The sequence below is a fragment of the Methyloprofundus sp. genome (genome assembly GCF_965251085.1).
In the GTDB taxonomy this organism is placed as follows: domain Bacteria; phylum Pseudomonadota; class Gammaproteobacteria; order Methylococcales; family Methylomonadaceae; genus Methyloprofundus.
Genome location: NZ_OZ252594.1, coordinates 2904791 through 2924215 on the forward strand (window position 1 = coordinate 2904791; position 19425 = coordinate 2924215).

Sequence of the window (19425 nt, forward strand, 5' to 3'; positions counted from 1 at the left end):
AACCCCTCTGGGGCCTTGCTGAAATAAGATCAAGTTGTTCCCAATATTTCAGTGGTTATTTATTATCCTGGAACTTTACATACTTTCTTAGTAAGCGCTCAATAGTCAGCGTACTTCACGGCAACTCAGATTAATGCCAAACTATCCCCATTGTTAAATACCACGGGGAATTTTAAATGGCAGCGTTAGAAAAAATACAGGAAAAGACTTTCTGGCCTATTCACATAGAGCACTGGCAGGCATCAGGCCAATCACAGGCAGCTTATTGTCGGCAACATGATTTATGCCCGCAAAAGTTCGGCTACTGGAAACGTAAATCGACTGTAAAGCCTACTACTTCCCCTACAGGATTTACGCGCATTCGGGTTGACGAGGGTATCTCACCGGATCTAGCTATTGGATTATCCTTACGATTTAATGATGGCACACGTCTGGAAGGTATTACGCAGGACACTATGTCGTGTATTCAACCACTGCTTGAGCTGTTGCGGTGACGGTTGTTATGCGTCCATCCCTGTCTTTAACGGAGGTGTATCTGTATCGGCGTCCCATTGATTTTCGTAAGTCACACCGAGGGCTATCGGCGATTGTTGAATGTGAGTTAGGGCATAATCCTTTTGAGGGGGCTCTCTATGCCTTTACGAATAAACAGCGGAATAAGATTAAATGTCTGTTCTGGGAAGATAATGGTTTTGTCCTTTATTACAAGTCATTGGTAGAAGACAAATTTAAGTGGCCTAAAGGTGATGAAGAGACATTAACCTTAACAGGACAGCCGTTAAACTGGTTGCTGGATGGCTTTGATATTAGCGCGATGAAAGGTCATAAAAAACTTCAATATGAGTCTGTTTTTTAGCTGTTTTTGTGTTCATTATTGCCACTATAAATGCTATAATAAAGCCATGATTTTAGCCGATATTTCAAATATAAAACAACAAGATAAAGCCGGTTCTTTGCTGTCGGAGAGTGTTGCTTTGTTGCTTTGTTGCTTGAAAAAGAAGAGGCTATTGATGAACTGACGCGTGTGATTGAAGTTAAGTCTGGGGTGATTTCCGAACAGAAAAAACGCATCCTTATTCTGGAAGAGGTACTACGCTTATCTAAAATAAAACGCTTTGGGTCATCGAGTGAACAATCTCATCAATCCTCTTTGTTTGATGAAGCAGAGAATGAAGCAGATAGCAGCGAGGAATTAGACCAGGAAGCTGATGAAGCACCTGAGGGCGATAAGCAGACAAGTTCTACTGGCACGAAGAAAAAGCCGGGACGCAAACCCTTCTCAGATAAGTTACCTCGCGAGCAAATTTTTATTTATTTAACCGATGAAGAAAAAGAAGGTGCTATTGATACTTTCTTTACTAAAGTGAAAGAAGAGCTGGATATTATTCCTGCTAAAGTACGTGTTCTTGAATACATGCAGGAAAAAGCGGTCTTTATCAAACAGATTGAAGGCGAAAAACAACGCCAGGTTAAAGCCGCACAAATGCCCAGACACCCTATTGCCAGAGCAATGGGAAGCATCAGTTTAATGTGCTTTGTTATTATCGCCAAGTATGCTGACGGCTTACCTTTATATCGGCAAGAAGGCATCTTGTCTCGTTATGGGGGTGACATCTCCAGAGCGACATTAGCAAACTGGATGATCGCACTGGCTAAACAACTTCAGCCCCTGATTAACCTGATGCGAGAGCATCAACACACAGGGGCAGTCATACTCGCTGATGAAACGCGGGTTCAGGTATTAAAAGAACCGGGGCGGCCAGCGACCTCAGATAAATATATGTGGGTGACGCTTGGCGGGCCACCGGGTGAAAAAAGCATCCTGTTTGAATACGATCCCTCTCGTAGTGGAGACGTCCCCATGCGCCTGCTTGACGGCTTTAGTGGCTATCTGCAAACCGATGGCTATGCGGGGTACAATGCCGTGTGCCAAAAAAACAGCATCACCCAGCTGGGGTGCTGGGATCATGCGCGTCGTTATTTTAAAGATGCCCAGAATGCACAGCCTAAACGCAAAAAGGGACAAAATAACAAACCCTCAAAAGCAGGTAAAGCGCTGAGCCTGATCAATAAACTGTATGTCATTGAGCGAGAAATTAAAGACCTGTCAGTGGATGAAAAATATCAGCAGCGCCAGGAGAAGAGCATTCCTGTATTGAACCAGCTCAAAGCCTATCTGGAAGAAAACCAGCATAAAGTACCTAAAGATAGCCTGACAGGAAAGGCAATGACTTACCTGAGTAACCAGTGGGAAAAACTCAATGTGTATTGCACCCATGGTGAACTCAATATTAGCAACATCCTGGCAGAAAATGCGATTCGCCCGTTTGTGATAGGGCGCAAAGCCTGGTTATTTTCTGATACCCCTGCGGGTGCTCGTGCCAGTGCAATACATTACAGCCTGATAGAAACAGCTAAAGCAAATGGGCTGGAGCCTTATGCATATCTTAAGCAGGTTCTCACTGCTTTACCTTATGCTGATACGGTTGATAAAGTGGAGGCTTTGTTGCCCTGGAATATTAAAAAATCAGATACGCCTGAATAGGGCAAGTACGTGCTTCGTTGAGCGCTTACCTTTCTTATCATTTCTGCATCCATACCTACGGTATCAACACAGTAACCAGCCGACCAAAAATGATTTCCCCAGTATTTCTTTTTACGCAAACTGGGAAATTTCTGGAAAGCTTGAATTGCAGTCTTTCCTTTTACTCTCCCAACCAAATCTGATATTGAAATCTTTGGGGGGAACTTTCACAAGCAAATGGACATGATCAGGCTGTACATTTAATTCGATAACTTCACACCCTGCTCTCTCAGTATGAGCATAAATACTCTGGTAAACATACTTCCCAAGATCTCCTTTTAAAATTTGATAACGGTACTTTGGCACAAAAACAATAGGGTACTGGCAAAACCAGACGACATGTGATAATTTTTGAAATCTGCTCATTTGTTTCTCCTAGTTAAATTGCGGGAACAACTTAACTATTTGATACTCTTGAGCAGGCCTTTACGCAAAGCTTTTTTTACCCCCGCCCACAGGGCGCGGTTATCTAAGTTGTAATATAGCACGTTAACCCCTTATCAAATAGTACCTACTTTATTAGATTCAGGTCACTATATTGCATCAGAATCAACATTTTACCGAGTAATGAAGGCGCATAATCTACTTAAACACAGAGGTAAAGGGACAGCAGCTCAGCGCAAGAAACCCCGGTCACTAAAAGCGACTGCAGCCAATGAAATCTATTCATGGGATATTACCTATTTATTAAGCCCGGTAAAGGGACAGTACTATTATTTGTATATGGTGATGGATATTTATAGCCGAAAAATAGTTGGCTGGCAGGCTCATGATTGTGAATCAAGTTCTCATGCTGCTGATTTAATAGAAGATATTGTCTACCGAGAAAAAATAGATAAAAACCAGTTGGTAATTCATTCCGACAATGGAAGCCCGATGAAAGGTGCAACGTTAAGAGCAAAAATGATAGATCTGGAAATCAGTCCATCGTACAGCAGGCCACGTGTTAGTAATGATAACCCCTATTCGGAGTCTCTATTTAAAACGGTCAAATACCATTACACCTTTCCAGAAGCCCCCTTTGTCAACCTACACGAAGCAAGGCACTGGGTGGAACAGTTTGTAGATTGGTATAACAATGAGCATCAACACAGTACGATTAAATATGTAACACCTAATCAACGCCATAAGAGCTTAGATAGTGCAATTCTAGAGAAGAGAAAGAGTGTTATCGAGCAAGCGAAGGAATGTCATCCTGAGCGCTGGAATGGGCGTAACACAAGGAATTTAGACCCTATAAAAACTGTTTTTCTGAATCCTGATAAGGATGAAATCAGCTCGGCAGAAAACGAATTACAGTTGAAAAATATCGCTTAAGTTAACAGTAAAGCAATCGGCGACATAAGCCGCCCATTACCCTTGACAGTCATCGGCTCCTCAGCCTGTACTGTAAGAATATTATATCATTACCCTTGCTTAAATACCTTGGGGGTTTGGGGGCAAAGCCCCCATGAACTTGCGTAGCAAGTTTTATATCACAAAAATGCGACAGGTTGGTTGACATATAGCGAACTTTAGCAGGGAGTGAATCAACTTAATAACACCCTTGCTATTCGGATGTAAAAAGCCATAATTGCGCGCACGACGAAAGCCTTTAGGCAAAACATGTTGCAGCACCAGCCACAGAAATTTAGCCCCCGATACCGTTTTGGTTTGATAGCGTTTGGTTTTGCTGTCTTGATAACGGTAGGTTACTTTGCCATTTTGGCAGGATAAGATATCCTGTTCACGAATCACACCACGATACAGGTATCGACCCAGATATATCAATGCTTTATCGCCTGCACCGACAAACTTACAATCGACCACCCATTTTTCCGGAATAGCTGTGGGAAATGGCAACTTTTCTTCGTTCATACGCGCTAGCATCTTTGCACGAAATACTTTTGCTAGTGCTTTATGATGAAATAGGTATTTGCCTTCCTTAGTGCGCCAGAGCTTCTTGATTTTATCCACGATTGCCGCAGGCATAATGACATGAATATGCGGATGATAATTTAATTCGCGTGAATGCGTGTGTAAAACTGCAATAGCCCCGGCATCACCTCGCAACTGTTTATCATTTTTACTGAAACTCTGTAAAGTCGCCCAGGCGCAGTCAAACATCATGCTGTAAAGTAAACGTGGGTGCTGCTTTGCCAGCGATCTTAACTGAGCAGGCAAGGTAAAGGTATTCATAAAATAATCGGCAGGGACTTGTTTTTGTACCTGTCGTTCAATCCATTGTTGACTCTCATGATGTTGACAATGCGGGCAGTTACGCTGGCCACAGGAATGAGGCACAAAGGTTTGATAGTCACAGTCTGCACAGTTAACCTGCATCACAGGACTCAGCTGTGTTCGACAGCTCTTCATGGCATGTAATGCACTGATCTGATTGGAGCGTAAACGAGATTGATACTCGCTTAAAAAGTCAGACTGAAATTGATCAATCACTGCAGCTAGGGTTATCATGAAATCTGCCCCCAGTGAATAGAAAAGTCATTGACTAACTGATTAATGTGCAGCTCTGCATTCTCATCGGTAATATCGGTCAAATGCGTATAGCGAGCCGTGGTTACAACCAAAAGGATCAGACTCGATTGAAATATGAAAAAGGGGTCTTTCAATAACACGTTTGCAAAAAAGGGGGCAGGTCTTTCTATAACGGCTCGCGGATTTTTATCCGCGAGCCGTTGCGCCTGTGCCGCGTAACGGAACAAAGTGAACTGGAGCGGCTCAGACGCAACACATTTATATATGCTAAACCTATCCCTATGGCAGACTATTTATATTACATCTGAGACTTACCAATACATCTCTTACTTATTTATCATTTAGAATGGTAAGATTGAGTATGAAAATTTATTTAGACAATTGCTGTTTCAATAGACCATTTGATGATCAATCACAGCTGAGAATTTTATTAGAGTCTGAGGCTAAACTAAGAATACAAGAAAATATTCGTTCTGGTACATTTGAACTGATTTGGTCGTATATTTTAGATTATGAAAATAGTACCAACCCATTTCGAGAAAGACGTGAACAGATTCTTAAATGGAGAACATATTCTAATGAAGATATTGCAGAGAGCCGAGATGTTCTAAATATTGCAACTATGATTATGAAACATGGCGTTAAAAAAATGGACTCATTACATTTAGCTTGTGCTATCAAAGCAAATGCTGATTACTTTTTAACAACTGATGATGGAGTAATCAAGAAAGCAATACACATACAAAATATCCAAATCGTTGATCCGATTGGTTTCATAAAGGAAGTTTCAATATGATTACTGATACAGAAATAAAATCTAAAGGAGTTCAAATCCTTGCAACACACCTTGGTGATGTGGAAATGGAACGTTTTATTGCACTTATTCAAAGAGATCCGTTTGATTACACAAAATGGCATCAAAATATGGATGATGATATGAGCCTTGAAAAATTAAGTCGAGAAGCAATGTCTTTACGAAATAAAACATCTTAATTGGAAAAAAGCAGAGAACTAAATCCGAAAGAACCAAAAGCATGAACCAAAAGGGTCAGACTCGATTGATAATATTAAGTTATTTAAAAAAATCATCGTGGGCCGGCCTATGATTGATTACGATGACTCAGTCAGTCGTTTTGCTAAGAATCATAAATCAAAGACCCCTATATTTCTATGGGATGTTCAGGTCATGCAATAATTGTTAAGAATCATACAATCAAAGACCCGACCCCCCCACTTTTCGCACTTTTTCGACCCCACTTTCCTTTGTGATCTGGTAAAAAAATTGACCACTGATTGTGGTGTCGTGCATTCAGATGATGCCTCTGGTATGGTTATCCTTAGTTTATGGAAACAATTGCAGGAAGTTAATGAGAATACAGATTAATAACCATGAGAAAGAACTTATTTATAAATATTGGTACACGGCTCCTGAAAGCGTGAAGGTTCAACTCAAAAATAAGCGCAGAAAAACCATAGATATTGAACAGGGAGATATTAAAGAGTTAGTAGGTTATTTATCGTTAGAATGCAATCATTGTAACAATAGACAATTAGCTTTTGAATTGGATGACTTGTGCGAAATGCTAGAGAGCTTTATTAATCCTTCCTCTTATATTATACGAAGACTGATTAGGCTATCGCCAATCACTATTTAGATTTAGGCTCAGACCATCCCTAACCTTGCAAAGGGGCCAGGGTCAAAAAGAAACTCGATTGAAAGTAAAATTTATTACCGTCTGCTTAGAACCGTGACGGGCTTGCACCGTATGTTTTGCTTGTGATCAAATTTAAATATTCCCAGTTTGATCTGAGCTGCGTTTAGATGCTGCTTTGTTAAGCTTCACTCCACTCAGTAATTAAAGATTGAAATTTTTCTTTATCTAATTGCGCGTTATCTACTTTAAAATATACAACTTGCTCACTTGCTTGCAGTGTTGCATGAGCAACACCCTTGAGGGCTACAATCGCGGCTATAAAGGCATCCAGATTATCATCCGTTATATCTTCCGTAGAAATTAATAAATTTGCCAGATACTGCGGTGGATTCATAAATAATGCCACAATTAACCAGCTAGCAGCGGCACAGGCACAGAATAAAAATACATATTGTGCTCCCCATTCCCCATAAATCCAGCCACCCGATGTTCCCCCTATAAAAGCGCCCATAAATTGAGAGCTAGAATAAGCACCCATGGCGGTACCTTTTAAATCACCGGGAGCGGTTTTTGAAATCAAAGAAGGGAGTGTTGCTTCTAATAGATTAAAGCCACAAAAAAACACCCATAAACCCGCGATTAAAGCATACAGGCTGGAATTAAAAAAATACAAACCGATAAAGGCAAACAATACAGTCGCTACAGCAGCAATAAAGACGGCTTTCATTTTGCGTTTTTTCTCGGCAATAATCACAAACGGGATAATCATCGCCATAGAGGTGATCAAAACAGGTAAATACACCATCCAGTGATCTTTGGCAATTAAACCAGCATCACGCAATAATAATGGCACGATAATAAAACTGGCAGTTAATACTAAATGCAGAATAAAAATACCATAATCTAAGCGCAATAAGTCTTTATTCTTCAGCACTGTGGTAAATTGTGAGGGGACTAATTCTGCATCACGATGTACTTTTGTGTGCTCTGGATTAGGCACCACAAATAAGACTACAAAAATAGCCAAAAATGATAAGACTGCCGTTAACCAGAATATGCCCTGAATACCTGAAAATCCAGCGATAATAGGCCCTAAAGTCATTGCCACACCAAATGAAATGCCAATGCTCGCGCCTATCATTGCCATGGCTTTAGTGCGGTGCACTTCCTGGGTTAAATCAGCGACCATCGCCATAATCGCAGCGGCAATTGCACCACTCCCTTGTAATGCACGGCCTATTAACACGCCATAAATGGTTGTTGATAAAGCGGCGACAACACTCCCGGCGATGAACAATAACAAGCCGATAATAATGATTTTTTTGCGCCCGAAATGATCCGACAACAAACCAAAGGGGATTTGCAATAAGGCCTGCGTTAAACCATACACACTAATTGCCAGGCCGATTAATAAAGGCGTTGCACCTTCTAATGACTCAGCAAATAAAGATAAAACCGGTAAAATCATAAATAAACCCAGCATGCGTAATACATAGATGCTGGACAATGACCAAGTAGCGCGTCGTTCCATTGACGACATAGGGCTCGTTATATCCTGAACGTGTGTCAAAACCGTAAACTCCTTAGGGTAAATATTATCGCAGCGACTTCATTCGCTGCTTGTAGGGTAACTTATTATTTTAACAGTTTTAATCATGTAGTTTATGTTTATTCAATGCCAGCCACTGGATAGCAATAATCGGTATGGCTGATTCGATTCGTCCGTCTTCGATCATTTTATAAGCTTCATCAAAACTAACGGTAGATACCAGAATATCTTCATTTTCATGATCCAGACCATGAATACCCCCTACCTCAGTTGCATCAATGCGCCCATAAAATAAAGCAATACGCTCTGATGTACCTCCAGGTGAGGTATAAAATTCATTTATCAAATGCATTTCTTTAACCACACAACCCGCTTCTTCTTGCGATTCCCGGTAGGCTACTTCTTCGGCAGTTTCACCCTCTTCTATCGCACCAGCAACAATTTCCAGCAACCACGCCTGATCATGCTTATCGGGCTGGCCAACGGGGCCCATACGAAATTGCTCAATAATAACCAGTTTATCAGCATCGGGGTCATACAATAACACCGCAACACAAGACCCTCGTTGAAACAGTTCCCGCGATAATATCTCGCTCTGCCCCCCTGCAAACAAAGTATGCTGCACCTGGTAACGGTTTAAACTAAAAAATCCCTGATACATGGTTTCTTGCTGCAAAACTTTAAATTCTTTTTTCATAGTTCACTCTTTTTATGTTTGCATTTTCATATAAATATCACCACTATAGTGTATATATATTTTATTTCTTTGGGAGTATAGCAACCATGATGCGGATTTTTCTTTTTTTAGCGACTAACATTGCCATTATGGTAGTCATCAGTATTGTATTTAGTATTTTAGGATTAAGTGGCACACTGGACGCTAATGGTGTTGACCTAAATTTAAAGGCCTTATTAATCATGTCCGGAATTATAGGCATGTCTGGCTCATTTATTTCTTTAGCCATATCAAAATGGTCTGCAAAACGCGGCATGGGGGTACATGTTATTGAGCAACCACAGAATGAAACCGAGCGCTGGCTAATTTCTGTTGTAAAACGTCAGTCTCAAAGAGCAGGTATAGCAATGCCAGAAGTTGGCATGTTCCAGACATCTGATGCCAATGCCTTCGCAACCGGTATGACTAAAAATAGCTCTCTGGTTGCAGTGAGCACCGGTTTATTACAATCCATGTCGCCTGATGAAGTGGAAGCTGTAGTGGGCCACGAAATCTCGCATGTAGCGAATGGCGATATGGTTACCATGGCATTGATGCAAGGCGTATTGAATACCTTTGTGTATTTTTTCGCCAGCATTATCGGCCATGTGGTCGACCGGGTTATTTTCAAAACCGAACAAGGTCGTGGCATGGGCTACTATGTCGTGCAAATAATCGCCCAGATAGCCTTGTCATTTTTGGCATCTATTGTGGTTATGTGGTTCTCGCGTCATCGTGAATTCAAAGCGGATGCAGGTGGTGCAAAACTTGCCGGTAGAGATAAAATGATAGGCGCACTGCGTGCCTTGCAGCGTGCTCATGAACCCCAGGAATTACCTGGACAGTTTGCGGCATTTGCTATTAATGGTGGCGGTGTTAAAAAATTATTTATGAGTCACCCTCCCTTGGAAGAACGTATTGCTGCATTGCAGAATCAGCGTTAACTTTCAGCAATAAGCTCAACTTGGACGCGGGACCTTTAGTCCCGCATGGAAATGGCAGGGCTAAAAGTCCCGATCCGTGACCGCGCGAAGTATATGCACGCGTAAAATTTATTAATCTAACTTGAGTAAATTAGCTGAAGTTTATCTGAGCGCCTCAGTACCAGCGCTCATAAGGTAGCAACAATTATGATGTATTATTCTCCAGCACAAGTGATAATAAGGTGAGATTAAAATAGGTAGGATGCTGCTGAGGAACGAAGCACATCATTCGCGATAGATGCGCTTCGTTCCTCAGCAGCATCCTACGAACCGTAATAAGTATCCTATTGTTTTCAGAGAGATCAGGTTATCTGATCTTGCACTGTAAATTCGCGCTCAACTGTTTTTTCTAGGGTAAAGTCTTATGCACCAAGACTAGATATAGTTTGATCCAATCCTAAAAAATAAGCCTGATAAGAACTAATGATTGAATACGCCATCCAGACTGTAATTACTGTATAAATTAAATGTGGAACCCATTGCGCAAGCATTTCTTCCTGTAAACTAATAATTTCCGCTTCTAGTTTGGAAAAATGTAACAGGCTGCTAGCTAATTTACCACTTTGCTCACCAATAGCGATTATTTGTAGGGTGCTCGATTTGAATTCATTGATTTGCATCAAAGCCTCGGTTAAATTTTGACCTTTTTGCAGCGCATTACTTGCCTCTCTAATACGCTCTGTCAAAATTGCATTTTTTACCGTATCCGCCGCTTTTGGCATTGCCTCCAGTATAGGCACTCCGGCTTCCAGCATTAGCCCCAGAATTAGCAAGAACTCTTTGACTTGTCTGCGAATTATCCATGGTGCTATCAATGGCAAGGTTAATTGCAATTGAAATATGGACTGACGTAAGCCGAGAAAACGTAAAGCTCCGTCTGTTAACCAATAAGGTAATCGCCAACAAACATACATTAACAACAATATATAAGCGAACGCGCCAAAACTGCTAAGAATGTATTCCATAACAGTAATACTACCGACAAATAGTGCGGGAATCGGCTGTATTAGCAATGCTAATAATAAAATACTTAAGGGGAAAAACAGCTGAGATTTAATTTTTCTAACATGCCTGGCCTTATCTCCATAATACCTGGCCATTTGCTGATAAATATTACCCAGCCTACCGCTGAACTCTCCTGCCCTAATAAGCTCTCTGTCAAATTGCTTAAACAATCCTGCACGGTAACCTGACTCCGCTATGGGCCGACCCTGTTGCATGAAATTTATTGTCTTAGATAGACTCGCACTCAGTGGGCTACCCGTTTCTATCAAAATGTTAAATGCCTGTGCATGAGAAACACCCGCCTCTTCCATTCTACCCAACTGGAGATATAAGTTCGCGAGCTCAGAAATATCGGGCATGTGTTTATGCTTGGTTCTGGACATATGTTTCCTGCTTCTGTGTTTACACAATTAATGCAATGATATTAATCGTTTACTTCAATCGTCATTTTTCCATCAAATTGTGTCACTTTAAATTGCTTCAGCACGCTCATACCAATTAAAACCTGATCTAGTTTCTCCAGAATAACAGCGTGCGCATTGTATATAGTGATCGCTCCAATTCGTAATGAAGGGATGATTGTCTGATAAGAGCGCACACTACCAGCAGCTGTTTGGCTAATGACCGGCATGCCAATTTTAAGCCCTGCCAACTGCGCTAATTTTGCAGGAACAGCTACTCGTGTTGCCCCGGTATCAATCATAAACTCCATAGGCTGATTATTTATTAATCCCGCCCCTGAATAATGCCCTCTTCTATCAGCAGAAATAATAATACCTTTTTGGGTAATTTCAATTGGGTTTTTATATAGAATCTTCTGCACAAAATCATTGGGGTGTTCAATTGCATAACTTGGTGACTGCCTACTCAACAAATTATCCGCTAACAAATACAGCATAGTAAAAGCTAGCACTACTAAAAATATAGGATGTTTCATTATCCTAGAAACCTCAGTTGAGCACGGATTTCATGCTCAGATTTATTCACAAAACCGTAAAGCAGGCTATACTCACCCAACAGGTGACAAGTAATTATGATCATTACATTTAATATTCAGTGGCTTAGTGTGTTTGTATAGCGATCAACTGCGATTTCTAGGGTGATAAGAAAGGATTTAATGGATTGTAAGTACCTGCGTAAAATTAATTTAACAGGATGGGTAGAACGTAGCATCGGTTTTTTAGGTGCGCAGTGACTCGCAAGAGCGCGTAGCGAAACCCATCAATCCCACGTAAAACGATGGGTTTCTCTTCGAGCTCTTACGAGTCGCAAAAAGACGCTCTACCCATCCGCAAAACCTTAACACAAAAATGTTGAAATAATGACGCCTCCATACTTCTAAGTGCTTAGCATCAAATTAACCCGTTTTTTATAAATTCTTGTCAGCTCACTATACAACCGCACCCGTGACCGCGCGAAGTATATAATGACATAAATCGTATTGGAGGGTCACTTATAATTAGTTATAATCAAGACTGCATAGCAGCGTTGATTGAATAAATTACTGAAAAACCTGACTTTCAATACCTTACCCTACTGATGGTGACATAGAATGGACGAAAACAGAGTAGCAACCCTTTTAATCGTAGATGATACTCCAGAGAACATCGATGTGTTGCGCGGAATTCTCAAGCAGGATTATAAAATCAAGGTTGCCTCTAATGGCGAAAAGGCACTTAGGATCGCCCAGTCTGAATCAGCGCCGGATCTTATTCTGCTGGATATTATGATGCCGGAAATGGATGGCTATGAAGTATGTAAACGTCTCAAAACAAATTATGCTACTGCAAAGATACCCGTTATTTTTGTTACCGCTAAGGACGAAACTGCTGATGAAAGTCTAGGCTTTGATATTGGTGCGGTAGATTATATTACCAAACCGGTTAGCCCTCCCCTGGTTCTGCGCCGCGTACGTACTCAGCTGTCACTTTACGATGAAAAACGCCTTTTAGATGAAGTAGTAAAGGAAAGAACCAAAGAATTAGACCAGACTCGTTTACAAATTATTCAACGCCTGGGGCGTGCCGCTGAGTATAAAGATAATGAGACGGGTATGCACGTCATCCGAATGAGTCATTACTCAAAATTACTCGGACTTGCTAATGGTATGTCTGAAGAAGAAGCGGATCTATTACTTAACGCCGCACCGATGCATGATATAGGCAAAATTGGTATTCCAGATAAAATCCTTTTAAAGCCAGGGAAACTGGATGAACATGAATGGAAAATCATGAAAACACACCCACAAATGGGTGCCGATATATTGGGCAGTGATAACTCTGTATTGCTCAATCTAGCACGAGATATAGCCCTTACTCACCATGAAAAATGGGATGGCTCCGGGTATCCTAATGGTTTAAAAGGAGAAGAGATTCCGCTACACGCGCGTATCGTTGCCATAGCGGATACTTTTGATGCACTCACCACTGTCCGACCCTATAAACACGCATGGCTGGTTGCGGATGCAATCGATTTGTTGAAGCAAGAAGCAGGCTCTCATTTCGACCCTGAACTGATGGATAAATTTTTAAGCATCATGCCGCAAATTATCGAAATTAAAGATCAATATGCCGAGATTACCGTTGAACACCTGGGGTAAATGGAGTAAGCAATTTAGATTTCCCGCTTTTCTTTAACCGCTTGAGATATCCCGGATAAACCTTTCGAAATTAAGAGCCCAGACATAAAAAAGGCTCGTTGCTTTGCCAGCAACGAGCCTTTTAATGTTGTGGTCTCTTAGATCAGATGACTACAAGCAATTAATGACTTAGAAATTGTGATATTGCTCTTTAACCTTTTTGAATTTATCAACGGCTTGCGTCATTAACTCTTCAGCTTTTGCATGTTGGTCTTTTTTGTAAGCAGAACGCGCTTTTTTAACTTTACCCAGGGCTCTATCGCGATTAGCCAATACTACTGAACTTTCAATTGTTTTAGCAGTCTGCTTAGTCTTCTTAAGTAATGCCATTACAGTCTCTTTATCAGCACCACTTTTCATGGCAGCTAAAGTTTCCTCAGCTGCGGTAACAGTATCTGTCAGTGACTGCGCAACTTGTGCCTGTGTCTGGTTCTCTTGTTTACCAGCCATTGCAGAAGGAGCCACAGCAAGCATTGCAAAGCTAACAAAAAAAGCCAGTACTAATTTTTTCAATAAATTCATTTTAGATTTCACCTTATTAAATAATTATAGTGTTGATGCATAACAAGAACATACGCAAGTTTTTAATTTTAACATAACAAGGGGAAAATAGCTCCAAGTATTAAAGCCTTACACTATATATGGTAACTTGTGTGGAGATAGATTTGAAATCACTTTTATATAAGCTCAGCTCACTCAAGCAGCCTCCCTACTCAGGAATTAAACCTTCCCCAACAGTGACTACTTTCAGAGCATTGGTACCACCTTCCTGCCCAGTCAGATCGCCTTTAGTAATAATAAAGGTGTCGCCTTTTTCCGCATAATTAAATCTTTTTAGCAGTTCGATAACGCCTCTATTGATTTGCGCATGATCCTGAGTTTTTAACTCATAGAAAACCGGTATGACACCCCGATACAGGGTCACTTTCCCCAAGGTCGCTTCAGAACCACTAAATGCAAAGATAGGCAAACCGGATCTGATGCGTGACATCCATAAAGGCGTTGCACCTGATTCTGTCAGCGCGACTAAGCCTTGTACATCCGAGTGATTCGCCATATACATTGCAGCCATGGCAATCGCTTCATCAGTGCGTTTAAAGCGCGCGTCAACGCGATGCTTAGACCTTCTCGCTGCACGCTGTTTATCGGTCTCCACACAGACACGAACCATTGCCTCAACGGCCTTTACAGGATACTTACCCGCCGCAGTTTCTGCTGAGAGCATAATAGCATCGGTACCATCAAGCACCGCATTAGCGACATCAAATACTTCAGCACGCGTTGGAATTGGATTTTCAATCATTGATTCCATCATTTGCGTTGCAGTAATCACCGCCCGATCTAGCTCTCTGGAGCGGCTAATCAGAGTCTTTTGTGCAGAAGGTAAGTTAGCATCACCAATTTCTACACCTAAATCTCCACGCGCAACCATGATGACATCAGAAGCACGAATAATTTCATCCATGGTTTCTGGCACCATCGCTTCCGCACGCTCAACTTTAGCAACGATGTTTGCATAACAATTAACATCCGCCAATAATCGACGTGCTTCATTTAAGTCTTCCGCACAACGTGGAAAAGAAATAGCTACGAAATCGGCTTGAATTTCCCCAATGGTAATAATGTCTTGTTTATCTTTAACCGTTAGTGCTGCAGCTGATAAGCCACCACCTAATAGATTAATGCCTTTATTATTTGATAAGTTACCACCGACAATCACAGTACAGTTAATGCGCCTATCAACTACGTTAACAACATCTAAAACAATACGACCATCATCAAGCAATAAACGACTACCTTCTTTCACCTCATTCGCAAGTGCTTCATAAGTAATACCCACTTCTGTATTATCACCGGCATTCTCACCCAGCTTCATATCAAGCGCAAAATCTTGCCCATCATCTAACCAGACCTTATCTTCGGCAAAACGTGCAATACGAATTTTGGGGCCTTGTAAATCGGCCAGGATTCCTACTCTACGACCTGTTTTTTTGGATAAAGCACGCACTTGATTCGCGCGATCAATATGATCTTGTGCAACACCATGAGAAAAATTCAAACGTACAGCATCAACGCCAGCATAGAATAATTGCTCTAAAACTCCTTCTTTATCAGTTGCGGGTCCAAGGGTTGCTAATATTTTCGTTCTTCTAATTTCAGACATATAAGAGGGAGTGGCTATATTTAAGTTATCTAAACAATACAAGGATTCAACGGCAGAAACAGTTGAATAATTTACCAGCCATTATGCTGGATTAATAAGTAACAAGAAAGGCGGAGTAAAGTCCGCCCTACGCTTGGCTTGCTATAGCTTATTTTGCATTCATCAAAGCAATCGTGGTATCAATCATGCGGTTCGAAAAGCCCCATTCGTTATCGTACCAGGCAAGCACCTTCACTAATGTTCCACCAGTTACTTTAGTTAAGCTTGCCTCATAAGTTGATGAGGCAGGATCATGATTGAAATCCATTGAGACTAACGGCTTAGTGTTAATGTTTAACACCCCTTTTAACGAGCCTTCCGATGCCGCAACCAATAACTGATCAATTTCTTCCTTAGTAGTCGCTCTTGAAGCAACAAACGTTAAATCAACCACTGATACATTAATGGTGGGTACGCGCATTGCGAAACCATCCAGTTTACCCGCCATTTCAGGTAACACTAAACCAACCGCTGCAGCTGCACCTGTTTTTGTGGGAATCATTGACTGAGTTGCTGAACGCGCACGGCGTAAATCAGGATGATATACATCCGTTAATACCTGGTCATTCGTGTATGAGTGAATAGTCGTCATTAAGCCACTTTCGATACCGATACCATCAATCAGCGGTTTAACTAACGGCGCTAGACAGTTAGTTGTACAAGAAGCATTAGAAATAACAGTATCAGATGCTTTTAATACATTATGATTCACACCATAAACAATCGTTGCATCAACATCTTTTCCACCTGGTGCAGAAATAATGACTTTTTTTGCACCTGCTGCCAAATGCGCCGACGCTTTTTCTTTAGTCGCAAAAAAACCAGTACACTCATGTACAACATCAACACCCAATTCAGCCCAAGGAAGTTTAGCAGGATCTCTTTCCGCTAGAACTCTGATTTTATCGCCATTAATAACGATATAGTCGCCTTCTACAGTAACCTCAAACGGAAATTTGCCATGCACTGTGTCATATTGCGTTAAATGCGCATTGGTTTCAGCATCGCCTAAATCATTGATTGCAACAATTTCAACCTCACCTGTACGCTTTGCTTCATATACAGCACGTACAATATTACGACCAATACGGCCATAACCATTAATTGCAACTTTAATCGCCATCGATTTTTTCTCCTAGAGGTAAATATAAAATGTTTATCCACAACTCAAAGCAAGTGCGGAAAGCCTTAAAATTATAGCAAATATTCAAGTAATTCGCCATCGAAATCATACTGATCGAATTGACTCACCAAAAATTTATTGTGTAGCCCGTATGCAGCGAGCGGAATACGGGATTTCGTAACACCAAATCCCCTGCATTCCATAAACTTTATGCGGATCACGCCTGCATGCCATTAACATGTAGAAAATTTTGACTAGCTGAAACCCGGGATCATTAGAAACCCCTTAAATCAATAATCCTAGAAAAATCAAACTCATTGCCAGTATCCTGGTATTTTTTAAAATTTTCTATGAACATATCAGCCAATTGTGCCGCATCGCTGCATCATAACTCACCTAATCTTCCCAGGCATTCCTATGAATAAGTAAATTATCATCAATACCCTGTAACGTTTTAGGTGCGTATACACTATAATTTGCATCACTCAACTGATGAATATCGCCCAACAAGCCTAGTAATTATAATGTATTTTGGAGGCAATCTACCATACTAAATGCCCTACAAAATATATTTGCGGAAGAGCAACCCCAAAAAAACAACACGATTGCCGAGCTTCACTGCTATCCTACACGTATAATATGACTAAATTATGCACTAAACCCCTTACTACTTCCGAGAAGAGCACTCACTCATGCCCGTATCACTAAACACACTAGAAACTATCATTCGCGAGGCTGGAGATATAGCCTTAAGTCATTTTAATGACTTACAAAATCTACAAGTTTCACAAAAAAGCCCTCGTGACTTTGTTACCGCCGCTGATGTAGCGGTAGAAAAATTCCTGCAACAGGAACTTACCCGGCAATTTCCTGAATATGGCTTCTGGGGAGAAGAAAGCGGGAAAAGTGAAAATCAGGCGCAACGCTGGATTGTTGACCCTATCGATGGCACGCACTCATTTGCCAAGGGCCAATACTTCTGGTCTATCAGTGTCGCGCTGGAAATTGATAATGAGTTAATTTTTGGCGCGGTGTACGCACCTGCATTAAATGACTATTATTGCGCCAAAAAAGATCAGGGTGCATCTAAAAACGGTCAGAAAATCAGTGTATCTGATGAAACAGACCTTGGAAATTCGATGGTTGCTACGGGGTTCGCGTGTCTACGTGCCTATCTGGAAGATAATAATTTAGAACGCTTTGGCAGAATTGCACAAAAAACCACAGGGCAACGACGTTTTGGCTCAGCTGCTATGGATTTATGTTTGGTTGCTGACGGTCAAGTCGATGCATTTTGGGAGCAGGAGCTAAACTTATACGATGCCGCAGCAGGTGCTCTTATCGTACTGGAAGCAGGTGGTACAGTAACTGATTTCAAAGGAAACAACGGTGTATTTCCCAAGCAAATCCTAGCTAGTAACGGCGGGATTTTGAATGAACTGTTACAATTAATGTAAAGTCCACAATTGATAAAATAGCGATGAGGAGGGGTAATTGATTATGCCCCATACAATCCCCTGATGTCAGGTTATATTCAATGAATACAATTAACCTTCGTTAGCTGGGGACTCTTAACTCTTAAAGAATAAATAGAGGATTGAGAAGTCTGGGGCTGGAGCAAATAAGTAAAACTAGCGGCCTCGACGTCCTGCTTTTGCAGTTTCGAAACCCACTTTTATTGATTTACCGTTAAAATCTTTACCGTCTAAGCCAGTTATTGCTGCACGAGCCTCATGACCTTCCATTTCGATAAAGCCAAAACCTTTACATTGCCCGGAAAAAACATCCGTAACAAGTTTAAGTGAACGCACAGTTCCAAATTCGGAAAACAAAGCCTCAAGCTCTGGCTCACTTGTGCTAGCAGACAAATTTCCAACAAATAGTTTTTTCAATTCTGTTTCCTTTCGAGAGTATTAATTGAGGCGAATTAAAATTTAATCCACAAAAAAAGAACCCCGCCGGAGCGGGGTTCTACATGCTTAAGGCGGTTAAACCTTAAGCAGCTGTAACACTCGTAGCTTGAGGGCCTTTTGGACCATCTTCTACATCATAAGAAACTGCCTGACCTTCATTCAAAGTTTTAAAACCTCCACCTTGAATTGCACTAAAATGTACGAATACATCTGCGCCGCCATCATCCTGAGAAATAAAACCAAAACCTTTAGCTTCGTTGAACCACTTTACAGTACCTGTAGCCATGTATCTTTACACCTGAAATAAATTAAACAAATAGAGTATGCGTACAGCTAGTGAAACGGGGAATCGATAAGGGGGTAACACTGAGGGAACAACCATTACTGCCAATTACAAAATCTGTAGCTGGGCATACTATATGAGAATTTCAGGAAATTTACCAGAAATAATTTATAATTCAGGGAGATATCTACAGGAAAAAATAAGGCTGATGCGGATATTGCATAGATAAAAGAACATCAGCACCACTCTGAAAGCTAGTGATAACAAGTCATGTAACGAGACAGGTCAAACCAGCGAAA

19 protein-coding genes and 2 pseudogenes are annotated in these 19425 nt (G+C 41.1%); 10 read left to right on the forward strand and 11 right to left on the reverse strand.

Translation table 11 applies throughout. The features are described 5' to 3' along the window. The first annotated feature begins 176 nt into the window (after nucleotides 1-176). The 3 genes from tnpA (ACQY3F_RS13500) (at nucleotide 177) to tnpC (ending at nucleotide 2545) form a co-directional block, all read left to right on the forward strand. Complete coding sequence (tnpA, locus tag ACQY3F_RS13500; RefSeq protein ID WP_428353774.1) at nucleotides 177-494, forward strand: IS66 family insertion sequence element accessory protein TnpA; 318 nt, start codon at nucleotides 177-179, stop codon at nucleotides 492-494. An 8-nt stretch (nucleotides 495-502) separates the two neighbouring features. Next, nucleotides 503-856: an IS66 family insertion sequence element accessory protein TnpB gene (tnpB, locus tag ACQY3F_RS13505; RefSeq protein WP_428353775.1), complete on the forward strand. Its 354-nt coding sequence runs from the start codon at nucleotides 503-505 to the stop codon at nucleotides 854-856. Nucleotides 857-985: 129 nt separating this feature from the next. Then, nucleotides 986-2545, forward strand: coding sequence for an IS66 family transposase (gene tnpC, locus ACQY3F_RS13510; RefSeq protein WP_428355404.1), 1560 nt, complete (start codon nucleotides 986-988; stop codon nucleotides 2543-2545). Here the strand turns inward: tnpC and tnpA (ACQY3F_RS13515) are convergent. After that, a pseudogene (gene tnpA, locus ACQY3F_RS13515) lies at nucleotides 2473-2950 on the reverse strand (IS200/IS605 family transposase). The gene tnpC and the pseudogene tnpA (ACQY3F_RS13515) sit on opposite strands and share 73 nt — an antisense overlap. Nucleotides 2951-3088: 138 nt before the next feature. Between tnpA (ACQY3F_RS13515) and ACQY3F_RS13520 the strand changes: the two are divergent. After that, complete coding sequence (locus tag ACQY3F_RS13520; protein ID WP_428357688.1) at nucleotides 3089-3901, forward strand: IS3 family transposase; 813 nt, start codon at nucleotides 3089-3091, stop codon at nucleotides 3899-3901. A 195-nt stretch (nucleotides 3902-4096) separates the two neighbouring features. On the opposite strand, the pseudogene ACQY3F_RS13525 reads toward ACQY3F_RS13520, so the two are convergent. Beyond that, nucleotides 4097-5038 (reverse strand): annotated as a pseudogene (locus tag ACQY3F_RS13525) (IS91 family transposase); the annotation flags it as partial. 382 nt (nucleotides 5039-5420) lie between these two features. Here ACQY3F_RS13525 and ACQY3F_RS13530 point away from each other — a divergent pair. From ACQY3F_RS13530 to ACQY3F_RS13540, 3 genes are all read left to right on the forward strand, one after another. Further along, on the forward strand, nucleotides 5421-5855 hold the full coding sequence (locus ACQY3F_RS13530; RefSeq protein WP_428355406.1) for a PIN domain protein: 435 nt from the start codon (nucleotides 5421-5423) through the stop codon (nucleotides 5853-5855). Beyond that, on the forward strand, nucleotides 5852-6052 hold the full coding sequence (locus ACQY3F_RS13535; protein WP_428355408.1) for a hypothetical protein: 201 nt from the start codon (nucleotides 5852-5854) through the stop codon (nucleotides 6050-6052). The genes ACQY3F_RS13530 and ACQY3F_RS13535 overlap by 4 nt, the downstream gene beginning before the upstream one ends. A gap of 374 nt (nucleotides 6053-6426) precedes the next feature. Beyond that, nucleotides 6427-6714 carry a hypothetical protein gene (locus ACQY3F_RS13540; RefSeq protein WP_428355409.1) on the forward strand — a complete coding sequence of 96 codons (288 nt, stop codon included), beginning with the start codon at nucleotides 6427-6429 and terminating at the stop codon, nucleotides 6712-6714. 178 nt (nucleotides 6715-6892) lie between these two features. Here the strand turns inward: ACQY3F_RS13540 and ACQY3F_RS13545 are convergent, their stop codons facing one another. Both ACQY3F_RS13545 and ACQY3F_RS13550 read right to left on the reverse strand, forming a co-directional pair. Then, the gene (locus ACQY3F_RS13545; protein ID WP_428357690.1) at nucleotides 6893-8254 is read right to left on the reverse strand and encodes an MFS transporter; all 1362 of its coding nucleotides are present in this window, start codon (nucleotides 8252-8254) and stop codon (nucleotides 6893-6895) included. Nucleotides 8255-8363: 109 nt separating this feature from the next. After that, nucleotides 8364-8960, reverse strand: a complete 597-nt coding sequence (locus ACQY3F_RS13550) for an NUDIX domain-containing protein (protein ID WP_428355410.1) — start codon at nucleotides 8958-8960, stop codon at nucleotides 8364-8366. Nucleotides 8961-9046: 86 nt separating this feature from the next. On the opposite strand from ACQY3F_RS13550, the gene htpX reads away from it, so the two are divergent. After that, the gene (htpX, locus tag ACQY3F_RS13555; RefSeq protein WP_428355411.1) at nucleotides 9047-9922 is read left to right on the forward strand and encodes a protease HtpX; all 876 of its coding nucleotides are present in this window, start codon (nucleotides 9047-9049) and stop codon (nucleotides 9920-9922) included. A gap of 401 nt (nucleotides 9923-10323) precedes the next feature. On the opposite strand, the gene ACQY3F_RS13560 is transcribed toward htpX, so the two are convergent. Together ACQY3F_RS13560 and ACQY3F_RS13565 are read right to left on the reverse strand one after the other, a co-directional pair. Then, the gene (locus tag ACQY3F_RS13560) at nucleotides 10324-11325 is read right to left on the reverse strand and encodes a type II secretion system F family protein (protein WP_428355412.1); all 1002 of its coding nucleotides are present in this window, start codon (nucleotides 11323-11325) and stop codon (nucleotides 10324-10326) included. Between the two features lie 65 nt (nucleotides 11326-11390). Continuing rightward, nucleotides 11391-11903 (reverse strand): retropepsin-like aspartic protease family protein, encoded by a 513-nt coding sequence (locus ACQY3F_RS13565; RefSeq protein ID WP_428355413.1) that lies wholly within the window; start codon nucleotides 11901-11903, stop codon nucleotides 11391-11393. A gap of 615 nt (nucleotides 11904-12518) precedes the next feature. Here ACQY3F_RS13565 and ACQY3F_RS13570 point away from each other — a divergent pair. After that, on the forward strand, nucleotides 12519-13565 hold the full coding sequence (locus ACQY3F_RS13570; RefSeq protein WP_428355415.1) for an HD domain-containing phosphohydrolase: 1047 nt from the start codon (nucleotides 12519-12521) through the stop codon (nucleotides 13563-13565). Nucleotides 13566-13733: 168 nt separating this feature from the next. Here ACQY3F_RS13570 and ACQY3F_RS13575 read toward each other — a convergent pair whose 3' ends face one another. The 3 genes from ACQY3F_RS13575 to gap all read right to left on the reverse strand — a co-directional run bounded on the left by ACQY3F_RS13575 (nucleotide 13734) and on the right by gap (nucleotide 16930). After that, nucleotides 13734-14126: a hypothetical protein gene (locus tag ACQY3F_RS13575; protein WP_428355417.1), complete on the reverse strand. Its 393-nt coding sequence runs from the start codon at nucleotides 14124-14126 to the stop codon at nucleotides 13734-13736. A 187-nt stretch (nucleotides 14127-14313) separates the two neighbouring features. After that, nucleotides 14314-15768, reverse strand: a complete 1455-nt coding sequence (gene pyk / locus ACQY3F_RS13580; RefSeq protein WP_428355418.1) for a pyruvate kinase — start codon at nucleotides 15766-15768, stop codon at nucleotides 14314-14316. Between the two features lie 148 nt (nucleotides 15769-15916). Continuing rightward, complete coding sequence (gene gap, locus ACQY3F_RS13585) at nucleotides 15917-16930, reverse strand: type I glyceraldehyde-3-phosphate dehydrogenase (RefSeq protein ID WP_428355419.1); 1014 nt, start codon at nucleotides 16928-16930, stop codon at nucleotides 15917-15919. Between the two features lie 692 nt (nucleotides 16931-17622). Between gap and ACQY3F_RS13590 the strand changes: the two genes are divergently transcribed. Continuing rightward, nucleotides 17623-18387: an inositol monophosphatase family protein gene (locus ACQY3F_RS13590; protein ID WP_428355420.1), complete on the forward strand. Its 765-nt coding sequence runs from the start codon at nucleotides 17623-17625 to the stop codon at nucleotides 18385-18387. A 174-nt stretch (nucleotides 18388-18561) separates the two neighbouring features. Here ACQY3F_RS13590 and ACQY3F_RS13595 read toward each other — a convergent pair whose 3' ends face one another. Together ACQY3F_RS13595 and ACQY3F_RS13600 are read right to left on the reverse strand one after the other, a co-directional pair. Further along, nucleotides 18562-18822 (reverse strand): RNA recognition motif domain-containing protein, encoded by a 261-nt coding sequence (locus ACQY3F_RS13595; protein ID WP_428355421.1) that lies wholly within the window; start codon nucleotides 18820-18822, stop codon nucleotides 18562-18564. Nucleotides 18823-18925: 103 nt separating this feature from the next. After that, on the reverse strand, nucleotides 18926-19129 hold the full coding sequence (locus ACQY3F_RS13600; RefSeq protein ID WP_428355422.1) for a cold-shock protein: 204 nt from the start codon (nucleotides 19127-19129) through the stop codon (nucleotides 18926-18928). Between the last annotated feature and the right edge of the window lie 296 nt (nucleotides 19130-19425).